10 protein-coding genes are annotated in these 12,774 nt (G+C 72.1%); 2 read left to right on the top strand and 8 right to left on the bottom strand.

Annotation, left to right across the window (positions count from 1 at the left end; genetic code table 11):
• Positions 1-209: 209 nt before the first annotated feature.
• Genes FF36_RS12565 through FF36_RS35915 form a run of 3 tightly spaced genes read right to left on the bottom strand, consistent with a single transcriptional unit; the run spans position 210 to position 4,425 of the window.
• Positions 210-875, bottom strand: a complete 666-nt coding sequence (locus FF36_RS12565; RefSeq protein WP_095212048.1) for an FKBP-type peptidyl-prolyl cis-trans isomerase — start codon at positions 873-875, stop codon at positions 210-212.
• Positions 876-888: 13 nt separating this feature from the next.
• On the bottom strand, positions 889-2,247 hold the full coding sequence (gene pafA / locus FF36_RS12560) for a Pup--protein ligase (RefSeq protein WP_041939239.1): 1,359 nt from the start codon (positions 2,245-2,247) through the stop codon (positions 889-891).
• Between the two features lie 57 nt (positions 2,248-2,304).
• Positions 2,305-4,425, bottom strand: a complete 2,121-nt coding sequence (locus tag FF36_RS35915) for an ABC transporter permease (RefSeq protein WP_199865381.1) — start codon at positions 4,423-4,425, stop codon at positions 2,305-2,307.
• Between the two features lie 406 nt (positions 4,426-4,831).
• On the opposite strand from FF36_RS35915, the gene FF36_RS12550 reads away from it, so the two are divergent.
• A complete protein-coding gene (locus FF36_RS12550) occupies positions 4,832-5,617 on the top strand; it encodes a dienelactone hydrolase family protein (protein ID WP_044885207.1) in 786 nt (261 codons plus the stop codon).
• A gap of 143 nt (positions 5,618-5,760) precedes the next feature.
• On the opposite strand, the gene prcA is transcribed toward FF36_RS12550, so the two are convergent.
• The 5 genes from prcA to arc form a co-directional block, all read right to left on the bottom strand.
• Positions 5,761-6,486: a proteasome subunit alpha gene (prcA, locus tag FF36_RS12545; RefSeq protein WP_044885206.1), complete on the bottom strand. Its 726-nt coding sequence runs from the start codon at positions 6,484-6,486 to the stop codon at positions 5,761-5,763.
• Position 6,487: 1 nt separating this feature from the next.
• Complete coding sequence (gene prcB / locus FF36_RS12540; protein WP_173667317.1) at positions 6,488-7,312, bottom strand: proteasome subunit beta; 825 nt, start codon at positions 7,310-7,312, stop codon at positions 6,488-6,490.
• Positions 7,313-7,890: 578 nt separating this feature from the next.
• Positions 7,891-8,109, bottom strand: a complete 219-nt coding sequence (locus FF36_RS12535; protein WP_044885205.1) for a ubiquitin-like protein Pup — start codon at positions 8,107-8,109, stop codon at positions 7,891-7,893.
• A 244-nt stretch (positions 8,110-8,353) separates the two neighbouring features.
• Positions 8,354-9,853, bottom strand: a complete 1,500-nt coding sequence (gene dop / locus FF36_RS12530; protein WP_044885253.1) for a depupylase/deamidase Dop — start codon at positions 9,851-9,853, stop codon at positions 8,354-8,356.
• A 424-nt stretch (positions 9,854-10,277) separates the two neighbouring features.
• Entirely contained in the window at positions 10,278-12,083 is a 1,806-nt protein-coding gene (gene arc, locus FF36_RS12525) for a proteasome ATPase (protein ID WP_044885204.1), read from the bottom strand.
• A 119-nt stretch (positions 12,084-12,202) separates the two neighbouring features.
• On the opposite strand from arc, the gene FF36_RS12520 reads away from it, so the two are divergent.
• Positions 12,203-12,526, top strand: a complete 324-nt coding sequence (locus FF36_RS12520) for a ferredoxin (RefSeq protein ID WP_044885203.1) — start codon at positions 12,203-12,205, stop codon at positions 12,524-12,526.
• The last annotated feature ends 248 nt before the right edge of the window (positions 12,527-12,774 follow it).

Raw genomic sequence — 12,774 nt, 5'->3', positions numbered from 1 at the left:
CGACCTGCAACGCCGGGCCGGCACCGCCCCCACCACGACCCGTTGTCCCACCGCCGGAGGACGGACGCCCGGATCCGAGCGAGGGTCGGGACGGGCCGGGATCGATCCGGGCGCGTGGCCAGGCGTTGCGGTGCGTTGTGCACGATCCCAGGGCTCAGACCGGACACAACGCACCGCAGCCGGCCCCGCTCGGGTTCGGACGATCTCGGCTAGGGCTGGACGGTCGCCCCGCCCGCGCCGGCACCGCCGGCACCGCCGCCGCCCTGGACGGCGAGCAGGTCGACCACGAAGACCAGGGTGTCGTCGGCGAGGATGGTCGGCGGCTGGCCGCCCGCCGGCCCGTAGCCGAGGTCGGGCGGGATGACGATCTGCCGGCGGCCGCCGACGCGCATCCCGTCGATGCCGCGCCCGAAGCCGGCGATCGTGCTGTCCAGCGGGAAGGTGGCGGTCTGCCCGCTGCCCCAGGTGGTGTCGAACTCCTTGCCGTTGCGCCACAGCACGCCGGAGTACTGGACGACGACGGTGCTGGCGGCCGAGGCGCGCGTCCCGTGGCCGGTGACGAGGTCGTCGGTGACCAGCGTGGTCGGCGGGGTGCCCGACCCCGCCGCGGACAGCGGCTTACGGGTCAGGTCGGTGGCGTTCTGCACCGCGGGCAGGCGGGGCCCGGCGGTCACGGTCGGCGCCGGCGCGGCGCCCGTGCCGTCGGGGGCGTCCGAGGCGGAGCAGCCCGCAAGGACCGGGACGACCAGCACTGCGGGCAGCACCACGCCGGCGAGCAGGCGGCGACGGCTCGCGGCTCGCGTGAGCGGGGCGACCACGCGCAGGGCGGTCAGGGCAGTCAGGGCGGCGCGGGCACGCCGCGGAGCGGACATCACAGGGAGCGGGTCCTCACATGCTGGCGATGAGCTTGTCGACCCGGTCGTCGACGGAGCGGAACGGGTCCTTGCACAGGACCGTACGCTGCGCCTGATCGTTGAGCTTGAGGTGGACCCAGTCGACCGTGAAGTCGCGCCGCTTCTCCTGGGCCCGCTTGATGAACTCGCCGCGCAGCCGGGCGCGGGTGGTCTGTGGCGGCCGCGACTTGGCCTCGAACACGTCGAGGTCGCGGGTCACCCGCTCGACGAGCCCCGCCCGCTCCATTCGGTAGTACAGCCCGCGATCGCGGTGGATGTCGTGGTACTTCAGGTCGAGCTCGGCGACCCGCGGCGAGGCCAGCGACAGGCCGTGCTTGTGCCGGAACCGCTCGATGAGCACGTACTTCGTCACCCAGTCGATCTCCCGGGCGACGAGCTCGAGGTCGTCGGTCTCGATCGCGAGCAGCGTGCGGCCCCACAGGTCGAGCACCCGCTTGGCGACCTCGTCGCCGCCCCGGCGCTCGACGAACTCGACGGCCTTCGAGTAGTACTCCCGCTGGATGTCCAGCGCGCTGACCTCGCGGCCGTTCGCCAGTTTGATCTTCCGCTGGCAGGTCATGTCGTGGCTGACCTCGCGGATCGCCCGGATCGGGTTCTCCAGCGTCATGTCGCGCAGCATGACGCCGGCCTCGATCATGCGCAGCACCAGATCGGTGGAGCCGAGCTTGAGCAGCATCGTCGTCTCGCTCATGTTCGAGTCGCCGACGATGACGTGCAGGCGGCGGAAACGCTCGGCGTCCGCGTGCGGCTCGTCCCGGGTGTTGATGATCGGGCGGGACCGGGTGGTCGCCGACGACACCGACTCCCAGATGTGCTCGGCGCGCTGGGAGATGCAGTAGACCGCGCCGCGCGGGGTCTGCAACACCTTGCCGGCCCCGCAGAGGATCTGCCGGCTGACCAGGAACGGCACCAGCACGTCGGCGAGCTTGGAGAACTCGCCGTGCCGGCCGACGAGGTAGTTCTCGTGGCAGCCGTAGCTGTTGCCGGCGGAGTCGGTGTTGTTCTTGAACAGATGGATGTCGCCGGCGATGCCCTCCTCCCGCAGCCGCCGTTCGGCCTCGACGAGCAGACCCTCCAGGATCCGCTCGCCGGCCTTGTCATGGGTGACGAGGTCGGGGACGGAGTCGCATTCCGGAGTGGCGTACTCCGGATGGCTCCCGACGTCGAGGTAGAGGCGGGCGCCGTTCTTGAGGAACACGTTGCTGCTGCGTCCCCATGACACGACACGACGGAACAGGTACCGCGCCACCTCGTCCGGGGACAGCCGCCGCTGCCCCCGGAACACGCAGGTGACGCCGTACTCGTTCTCCAGTCCGAAGATGCGGCGATCCACGTCTGTGACCCTATGCTCGGATGCCACCCTGGCGTGGCCAGACGCTCGGGCTCGAGGTCACCGGGATTCCGATCCGCCCGCCGTCGCACCCCCCGCGGGACCTCCCCCACGCCCTGGTGGCGGGTCGCCAGGGCGGGTCGGGGGCACCAGCCGGACGCCTCCGCCCGACGGTTCGATCGGCACTGTGCGCTCCAGCGGCGAGCGCCACGTCGGCAGGGGCGCCGCGACCGCAGCCGGTGGGCCACCGGGCGTGCTTCCCGCGCGCGCCGCCGGTGCCTGGTCCACCACCGCCCCACCGGGCAGCGCAGGGCCGCCGGGGAGCGCAGGGCCGTCGGCCGCTTCCTGGAGCGCCCACGCCTCGTCCGCTGTGGTCGCGCCGGCTCGTGCGGGCACCGCCGCCGCCACCCCCGGGCCCGCCACCCCCGGGCCCGCCGCGCCCGAGCCCGAACCGGCCGTGGCGCCTGCGCCTGCGCCTGCGCCTGCCGGGATCGTGGCCCCGCCCGCCGGCACCGTGCCCGTCGTAGGTGTGCCGGCCGGGGCGATGCCGGCCCCCTGTCGTTGGGCCCCCTGGCCCGACCGGGGGGTCCCCCGGGCACCCGGGTACAACGACGGGGCGGCGCCGCGCTCCCCCACGAAGGCCAGCCAGAGGCCGACGACCAGCCAGACGGCCAGCACGACCACCGGTCGGCCACCAGCCGCGCCCTCGAAGTAGCTGGTGGAGCGCAGCAGGGTCGCCCCCGCTCCGGGCGGCGCGAACTGGCCGATGTCCCCCCACGGGCGGGGCAGCATCTCCGGCGCGGACTGCACCGCCGACAGCGCGGCGCCCGCGACCGTCACCAGGACGGCGCCGACCAGGCCCGGCGTCCCGGCCACCGCGCCGACCCCCACGATCGGCCCCGCGACCGCCAGGGCCAGCAGGGTCAGCACCGCCATCGTCGTCAGGAAGGAACCCGGCAGGACGTCCAGCGCGCCCTGCAGCGCCACCGTCCCGGCGAACCCGGAGAGCACCGCGAGTACCGCGATGCCGGCCAGCCGGACCGCGCGGGAGCGGACCAGCCGGGTCAGCAGCACTCCCGCGGCGGCGATGACGAGCACGAGCGGCAGGTATCCGGCGGCCAGTCCCCCGCCGGCCAGATCCCGGGACGCGTTCGCGACCACGTCGACGACCGGGATCTCCAGACCGGGCATGAACACCCGGATGCCCCGGGTGATCGCCTCGGTTACCGCGGGACTGGCCGCCGAGGCGACCCGCAGCGTCAGTCCGTCGTTGCCGATGACGATCGCGGCGTAGGCGTCGCGGTCGCGCAGAGCCTGGTCGGCCGCGGCGACGGTCGGCACGGTGTGCACGGTCAGCGCGCCGGGTTCGACCCGGCTGATCTGGTCGGCGAGCGCGGTCGCCGCGGGCGCCGGACCCACGGTGAGGATCGGCAGGTCCCGTGGCCGCAGGCTGGTCACCGACGTCCCGTAGAGCCAGACGAGAATCCCCATCAGCACGGCCATCCCGACCGTGATGGCACCGGCCCGCCGCACAGCGCGCAGGCCGAGCGGGTCACGGCCGGGACGCTGCTGCGCCGGGGCGCCCGGCCTCCACCGGCCCGCCACCGCGTCACGATGGACGCCGGGGACGAGACCGGCGGGCACCTCGCCCGCACCGGCGATCGCCTCCCCCGCAGCAGGGATGCCGGCCGGTCCGGGCACCCCTGTCGAACCAGGCGCACCGGCCGAGCCAGCGCCAGCGGTCGCGGTCGCGCCCGGCAGGGTGTCGCCGGCAGGGACGCTGCCGTCCGAGGTCGGGAGCACGCTGCCGTCGGCGGCATGGCGGTGGCCGTACGCCGGTCGATGGTCCGGCGGGCCGGTGTCGCCCGGCCCGTGGTCGTGCGGCGGGTAACCGGGATGGGCGTGCCAGCCGACGGCGGGATCGACCCCGGCCGGATCGCGCATGCCGGCCGGACCCCGCTCGCCGCCCGAACCGCGCAGACCGCCCGAACCGTGCAGACCGCCTGAACCGTGCAGACCGCCCGAACCACCAGGGCCGTCGGCACCACCAGGGCCGACAGGCTCGCGATGGACGTCCGGCTCGGTGTTCGGCTCGAGGACGCCGTCCGACTGCGGGCCGGGTTGGTGACGTTGCCCAGGCAGGGGGCCGTGGTCGCCCTCCTGGTGCCTGCCGCCGGTCACCACGGGACCGCTGTCCCGGTCACGCCGGCCCGCGCCGCGCCCGCCGTACCCCGCGAGTCCGCCGTCGCGCGCACACTCGCCGTCCTGTTCGGCAGCGGTCTGCTCACCGCATCCTCCCCTCTGTCCGGCGGAGCCCGCCGGGACGCTACGGGGAGTAGCGTGACGCCTTCACGGTGTCGCGGCCCGTCCGGCGGCGTGTCGCGGCACGGCGTTTCGCGACGGACCCGTCGTCACCCGGCGGTTCCCGCCGCCGTCCGGCGGCCCCCGGCGGGGAAGCACGGGGGCGCTCAGGTGGGCCACCGCGTGGGGATCGACGCGATGCGCCCGCGCGCCCCCTGCCGCGACGGTGGCAGGTCCGACGCAGGCCATGCGGTCACGAAGCCTGCGACGGGGAAGGATGGCCGCCATGACAACCGGAACGAACGACGCGACGTCCAGCCAGGCCCACCGCAACGGCACCCTGAAGAGCCACCTGCGGGCGGAGGTCGCCCGGCGGGGTTCGGTCCCGCTGACGATCGTGGCCCCCGCGGCGGACGATCCGCCCCGGGGTGGCGTGGTCGTCGTGCAGGACGCCCGCGGCATCACGCCCTACCTGGTGTCCGTGTGCGACCGGTTGGCCGGGGCCGGCTGGCTGACTGTGGCGCCGCACCTGTACCACCGGGACGGACGCGACGAGGTCGACCCGGCCGGCGGCTGGCCGGGGGCGATCCCAGCGATGGAGGCGCTGACGGGGACGGGCATCGACGCCGACGTCGACGCGGCGCTCACCCATCTCGCCGACTCCGGCTTCGACGCCGGGCAGAGCGCCATCGTCGGGTTCTGCATGGGCGGCACCGTTGCGCTGCACACCGCCACCCGCCACCCGCTGGCAGCGGCGGTGTCGTTCTACGGCGGCGGGGTGAGCACGCCGTACTGGCCGGGTGTGCCGCCGCTGGTGGAGGCGGCCCCGACGCTGCGCGTGCCGTGGCTCGGTCTCTACGGCGAGGAGGACGATCTGATCAGCACCGACGAGATCGCCGCGCTGCGGGCCGCGGCCTCCCGCAGCGGCGCGCCGACGGAACTCGTCAGCTACCCGGGCGCGGGACACGCCTTCCACAGCGACGACCGGGAGGCGGTGTACCGCCCGGTTGCCGCGGCGGACGCCTGGTCTCGCGCGCTCGCCTTCCTCGACGAGCATGTTCGCCCGCGCTGAGACGTCATCCGCGCTGAGACACCACCCGCACTGAGACACCACCTGCACTGAGCACTACGCCGACCCGCCGTTCGGCCGGTCCGACGGTCGCCGCAGCGGCACCGATCGGACCGGCCGACGCGGCCGGTCAGGAGCGCGGTCGGTCAGGAGGAGGTGGCGGTCTGGGCGAGCAGCTCGGCGAGGGCCGTGCCGGCGATCCGCTTGAACTGCCGCCGGGCGCGGGTCCGGTCGAGCATCCCGACCTCCAGGTTGGCCGCGGTGAGCACCCGCTCGCCGTTCTGCGGCAGCCCCGGCGGGACGCTGACGGTCAGCGCCTGCACCGCGACCCGCAGGGCGTCGGCGAGGGGCTGGCCGTCCCGGTGATGCTCCTTCAACGAGGTCGTGACCTGGTCGGAGGCGCCGCCGATCGCGACGAACCCCCGCTCGTCGGCGATCGACCCGTCGAACGTCAGCTTGTAGATCTGGTCGTCGTCGGTGGTGGGGCCGACCTCGGCCACCACGATCTCGACCTCGTAGGGCTTCACGCTCTCGGTGAAAATCGCACCGAGGGTCTGCGCATAGGCGTTGGCGAGGGCGCGGCTGGTCACGTCGCGCCGGTCGTACATGTAGCCGCGGGAGTCCATCAGGCGGATGCCGGCCGTGCGCAGGTTCTCGAACTCGTTGTACTTGCCCACAGCGGCGAACGCGATGCGGTCGTAGATCTCACTGATCTTGTGGAGGGTCGCCGAGGGGTTCTCGGCGACGAACAGGATCCCGTCCGCGTAGGTGATGACGACGACGCTGCGCCCGCGCGCGATGCCCTTGCGCGCGTACTCGGACTTGTCGCGGACCTGCTGTTCGGGGCTCGCGTATCCGAACGGCATGGTCACGTCAGCCTCCCGCGCTCGTGGAACGGTCCGCGATGATGGCGGTCACCACGGGTTCTACCTCGTCGTCGCCGTAGCGCCGGTACCCGTCGGACGTCACCGACGCGACGATCGGATACAGCTTGCGGATCGTGTCCGGCCCGCCGGTCGCCGAGTCGTCGTCCGCGGCGTCGTAGAGGGCCTCGACGGCGATCCGCGCCGCGTCGTCCTGGGTCAGGTCGGGACGGAAGCGCTTCTTCAGCGAGCCCTTCGCGAACACCGAGCCGGAACCGATCGACTCGTACGTCCGCTCCTCGGACTTCGCCGCGGCGATGTCGTAGGAGAAGATCCGGCCCTTGTCCAGGTCCGGGTCGTAGCCGGCAAACAGGGGGACCACGGCGAGGCCCTGCAGGGCCATCGGGAGGTTCCCCTTGACCATGGCCGCCAGCCGGTTGGCCTTGGCGTCCAGGCTCAGGGTCGCGCCCTCGATCTTCTCGTAGTGCTCCAGCTCCACCTGGAACAGCCGGATCAGCTCGGCGCCGACCCCGGCCGTGCCCGCGTAGCCCACGCAGGAGAAGTCGTCGGCGTGGTGCACCTTCTCGACGTCCCGCTGGGCGATCATGTGCCCCTGCGTCGCCCGCCGGTCACCGGCCATGATCACACCACCGGGGAACGTCACCGCCACGATCGTCGTGCCGTGCGCCACCTCGGTGACCGGCCCCGGCAGGCCACCCCGGGCCCCCGGCAGCAGGTGCGGCGCCGACTGCGACAGGAAATCGGTGAACGACGACGTTCCCGGTGTCATGAACACAGCCGGTAGGCGCCCGGCGCCACCCATTGGATCAGCCACGCATCCCCCTTCCGATAGACGGTCACACGGTCCGCGGCGTCCCGATCGTCTCCGGGAACCGCGGGCGACGTGCGCATGAGCACAACATAGGGCCATCGCCTCCTGGTGCGGTCGGCCAGGGCGACCGGCCGGGCGATCGACGGCGATCCGCCCGCGGGGGGCCCCGGCCCCGAACCGGCCCCACGAACCGTCCGCAGGGCCTCCGCCAGCCCCCGGCCGACCCGCCCGCAGCACCCGACCGCACCCGGCGCCGCGCCGCGGGCCGGATCAGGGCCGTCCGGGCACGCCCGGACGGCCGCCGACGCGACCAGCGACGATCCGCACCCCGCGAACCGCAGCGGCGCGGCGCGTAGACGGGCGAAAACGCGGTTCCCGGGCCCGGCGGACCATCCACGACCCTGCCTCACCTGCCGGCGGAACCGACGGGCGACACGCGGAGCGCGGGTGGGCGACCCGGCCGACGGCGGTCAGGCGACACAGGGCGACCGCCACGATCGGGAGGCACCTTCGGTGCCCCGAGCGCGCCCGGAGCCGGTGCGTGGCGCGGGCTCAGCCCCGCCGACGCCGGGGTTGCGCGGTCACTCGCCGCCCTTCTGGACGTAGCCCTTCACGAACTCCTCGGCGTTCTCCTCGAGGACGTCGTCGATCTCGTCGAGGAGCGAGTCGACGTCCTCGGAGAGCTTCTCGTGCCGCTCCTTGAGGTCGCTGGCCTCGTTGCCCTCGGCCGCGACCTCCTCGACCTCGTCGGCCTGCCGGTTGGTGTGCTGCTGCCCGCCGCCGCTGTCCCTGGTGGCCATGAAGCCCTCCTTCGATCGCCTGGCGCGACACTATCCCGCCCCACCGACACCATCAGACGGATCGGTGAGAGGTCCACTCCATCACGAACTGACCGTCTCGTCGCGACGTCCGCCCAGGGCGCAACGCGCGCAGGTCAGCCGGGGAGCAACTCGGCCCGACGGTGGGCCAGGACGGGCCGCTCGGCTCACCGACCGGGCAGCGCCGCCAGGCGGCCCGGCGAGCGGCCAGCGCCGCCGGTCGGGCTCAGCGGCCGGCCAGCGCGTCGACGAGGTCCGCGGCGGTGGCGCAGCGGTCGAGCAGCTCGCCCACGTGCGCCCTGGTCCCCCGCAACGGCTCCAGGGTCGGCACCCGCTGCAGGGAATCCCGGCCGATGTCGAAGATGACCGAGTCCCACGACGCCGCGGCGACCTGCTGCGGGTAGCGGGCGAGGCAGCGGCCGCGGAAGAACGCCCGGGTGTCCTCCGGCGGCTCGGTCATCGCCCTGGTGACCTCGTCCTCGCTGACGACCAGATCGAACCGGCCGCGCTCGACGAGGCGGTTGTACAGGCCCTTGTCCGGCCGCACGTCGTGGTACTGCAGGTCGACGAGCTCCAGGCGGGGCGAGTCCCAGGCCAGGGCGTCGCGCGAGCGGTACCCCTCCAGGATCGACAGCTTGGCGACCCAGTCGAGTTCCCGGGAGCAGCTCATCGGGTCGACCTCGAGGCGGCCGAGGACCGACTCCCAGCGGGAGAGGATGTCGGCGGTCTGCGGGTCCACGTCCGAGCCGAACCGGTTCTCCACGTACTTGCGGGCCTGCTCGAAGTACTCCATCTGCAACTGCACGCCGGTCATCTTCCGACCATCGCGCAGCGTCACGAGATGCTTGAGCGAGGGGTCGTGCGAGATCGCCCGCAGCGCGGCCACCGGGCCGTCCACGGACAGGTCGACACTGAACCAGCCGTCCTCGATCATGGCGAGAACCAGCGCCGTCGTCCCCACCTTCAGGTAGGTGGCGACCTCGCTCATGTTCGCGTCGCCGATGATGACGTGCAGCCGGCGGTACTTCTCCGGGTCGGCGTGCGGCTCGTCGCGGGTGTTGATGATCGGACGCTTCAGCGTCGTCTCGAGGCCCACCTCGACCTCGAAGAAGTCCGCCCGCTGGCTGATCTGGAAGCCGGCCTCACGGCTGTCGACGCCGAGGCCGACCCGACCGGCTCCGCAGACGACCTGGCGGGAGACGAAGAACGGGGTGAGGTTGCGGACGATCTCCCCGAACGGGGTCGACCGGGCCATGAGGTAGTTCTCGTGGCAGCCGTAGGAGACGCCCTTGTTGTCGGTGTTGTTCTTGTACAGGTTCACGGGCTTGGAGCCGGGCACCGTCAGGGCGCGGCGGGCCGCCTCCGCCATCACCCGTTCACCGGCCTTGTCCCACAGCACGACGTCACGCGGGTTGGTGACCTCGGGCGAGGAGAACTCCGGATGGGCATGGTCGACGTAGAGCCGCGCCCCGTTGGTCAGGATGACGTTGGCGAGGCCCAGGTCGTCCTCGTTGGCCGGCGCGCTCGGGTCGACCGCCGGCTCCCGGGGGAGCTCGAAGCCTCGCGCGTCCCGCAGCGGCGACTCCTCCTCGAAGTCCCACCGGGCACGGCTGCCCGAGGACGACGTTCTGTTGGCATAGGAGTTCACCACCAACGACGAGGCCAACATCTGGTTGGTGTTCGGCTGACCGGGCACCGACACCCCGTACTCGGTCTCGATTCCCATGATCCGGCGCGCGCTCACTCTGCAAGCGTAGGTGCTGCGCGGGCGGTCGGTTGGCCGGACGTCCGCCTTGTTTGTTCTGGGCGGTCCGCACGGACCCGTTCCGCCCGACGCGGATCGGTGCGGCGAGCCCCCGAGCCGGACCCTCCCGAGGCCCGGGGATCCCCGATCGGGGGCACCCGGGGCCGGGCCCGGATCGCGGCGCGACCGGCACGCGGGTGTCGCCCATGCCGGTGGCGGCGCGCCTCGGTGAGAGCCCTCGTGGCGGGCGCAGGCCCCGCGGACTGGGCGGGTTTTCGGCGCACGCATGCCGCGGCGCCCGGAACCTTCTCGGTCCCGGGCGCCGCGGTACGGAGCAGGCCGCCCCGCCGCGGTCGCCGTACCTAGCGCGACCGCGACGGAACTGCGGTGAGTGTTCCGCCGGTCGTTACAGGTACTGGCCGGTGTTCGCGATGGTGTCGATGGAGCGTCCGGCCTCGGTGCCCTTCGTTCCGGTGACGAGCGTGCGGATGTAGACGATCCGTTCGCCCTTCTTGCCGGAGATCCGGGCCCAGTCGTCCGGGTTGGTCGTGTTCGGCAGGTCCTCGTTCTCCTTGAACTCGTCCAGGCACGCGGCGAGCAGGTACTGCATGCGCAGACCCTTGAGGCCGCCCTCGATGTGCGCCTTGACCGCCATCTTCTTGGCGCGGGCGACGATGTTCTCGATCATCGCGCCCGAGTTGAAGTCCTTGAAGTACAGGACCTCCTTGTCGCCGTTGGCGTAGGTCACCTCGAGGAAACGGTTCTCCTCGCTCTCCGCGTACATCCGCTCGACGACGCGCTGGATCATCGCCGCGACCGTGGCCTCCCGATTGCCGTCGAACTCGGCGAGGTCCTCCGGGTAGAGCGGCAGGCTGGGCACGACGTACTTGGCGAAGATGTCGCGGGCCGCTTCGGCGTCGGGCCGCTCCACCTTGATCTTGACGTCGAGCCGCCCCGGCCGCAGGATCGCCGGGTCGATCATGTCCTCGCGGTTGGACGCGCCGATCACGATGACGTTCTCGAGCTGCTCGACGCCGTCGATCTCGCTGAGCAGCTGCGGAACGATCGTGTTCTCCACGTCCGAGGACACACCCGAGCCGCGGGTCCGGAAGATCGAGTCCATCTCGTCGAAGAACACGATCACCGGCATTCCCTCGGACGCCTTCTCGCGCGCCCGCTGGAACACCAGCCGGATCTGCCGCTCGGTCTCGCCGACGAACTTGTTGAGCAGCTCGGGGCCCTTGATGTTGAGGAAGAAGGCCCGGCCGTTGCCCTGGCCGGTGATCGCCTCGACCTTCTTGGCCAACGAGTTGGCGACCGCCTTCGCGATCAGCGTCTTGCCGCAGCCGGGTGGGCCGTAGAGCAGCACACCCTTCGGCGGCTTGAGCTGATGCTCCCGGTAGAGCTCCTTGTACAGGAACGGCAGCTCCACCGAGTCGCGGATCGACTCGATCTGACTCTTCAACCCGCCGATCTGCTCGTACCCGATGTCCGGGACCTCTTCGAGGACAAGCTCCTCGACCTCGGACTTCGGGACCCGCTCGAAGGCGTACCCGGAGCGGGGCTCGATCAACAACGAGTCCCCCGCGCGGATCGGACCGTCGAGCAGCGGTTGGGCCAGCATGACCACCCGCTCCTCGTCGGTGTGACCGATCACCAGTGCTCGGTCACCGCTTTCGAGGACTTCCTTGAGCAGGACAATCTCACCCTGCCGCTCGAACGAGCGCGCCTCGACCACGTTGAGGGCCTCGTTGAGCATGACCTCCTGGCCGGGCGAGAGCGAGCCGACGTCGACACTCGGCGACACGGTCACCCGGAGCTTTCTGCCCTGAGTGAACACGTCGACGGTGCCGTCGTCATACCGGAAGACGAAGATCCCGTAGCCGCTTGGCGGCTGCGCGAGTCTGTCGACCTCCTCCTTCAGGGTGACGATCTGGTCGCGCGCCTCCCGGAGAGTGGCGACGAGTCTGTCGTTCTGTCCCGTGGCGGACGACAGCTCGGCCTGTATCTCCGCGAGGCGTTCCTCCAGCACCCTGACCTGCCTGGGCGATTCGGACAACCTACGCCGCAGCATGGCCACTTCCTCTTCCAGGAAGGCGACCTGCGTCGTGAGCTCGTGTGCTTCCTTCTCGTACGCCGACCGCCGTGATTCGGCATCACCTGGACGACCCGTGCTCCCACCGGAGCCAGAGCCCGAACGGGGACCGGACACTGCGCCTCCNCCNCCCCCGTGCTGACCGGGACGCACCCACACTACCGTTGTGACCGCCGCTGGCAGGCCGGTCGCGCAAGGACGACCGGGCTTTGCCGTAAACAGCGGGTTACGGTGCCATGGTGACAGAAGATCGGAGCCCTGTGGCAACTCCAGCGAAGCCGGGCGTTTCGGCGGGCCTGCGCGTGCGGGTCGACCAGAACGCCTGCACCGGCGACGGTCTGTGCGTCCAGCTCGCCCCCAGCATCTTCGAGTTCGACGTCGACGGGCTGGCCTACGTCAAGGACGACGCCGGCGAGCTCCAGACGACCGACGGGGCGTACGTGCCGGTACCCCTCCCCGTCGTGGACGCGGTCGTCGACGCGGCCGACGAGTGCCCGGGAACGTGCATCTACGTGGAACGCCCGGACGGCACCCTGGAGGCCGGCGGCCCCCTCGGCTGACGCCTCCATCACGCCGAGCCCCTCCATCGCCGCGAGACCTCTCCATCGGCAAGAGACCCCCCGTCGACGAGAGACCCCCCGTCGACGAGACCCCTCCATCGGCGAGAGACCCCTCCGTCGGCGAGAGGGTTTACAGGAGGTCGATGACGCCCCAAGGGCGGCGAGAGGTCACTGGCCTTCTGCAACTGCGACCGCCCTGCCGCCTCGGTCCCGATCGACCCGACCGTGGGGCCGCCGTGGCCTCTCCT

It is taken from the genome of Frankia torreyi, assembly GCF_000948395.1.
GTDB classification, from domain to species: Bacteria; Actinomycetota; Actinomycetes; order Frankiales; family Frankiaceae; genus Frankia; species Frankia torreyi.
Note: the sequence above shows the minus strand (reverse complement) of the source record. Positions and strands in the feature narration are given on the sequence as shown.

Coding starts and splice junctions, on each gene's coding strand:
- dop (WP_044885253.1), bottom strand. CDS start 9,853: ATGGGAATCGAGACCGAGTACGGGGTGTCGGTGCCCGGTCAGCCGAAC.
- FF36_RS12535 (WP_044885205.1), bottom strand. CDS start 8,109: ATGGCCACCAGGGACAGCGGCGGCGGGCAGCAGCACACCAACCGGCAG.
- FF36_RS12520 (WP_044885203.1), top strand. CDS start 12,203: ATGGTGACAGAAGATCGGAGCCCTGTGGCAACTCCAGCGAAGCCGGGC.
- FF36_RS12550 (WP_044885207.1), top strand. CDS start 4,832: ATGACAACCGGAACGAACGACGCGACGTCCAGCCAGGCCCACCGCAAC.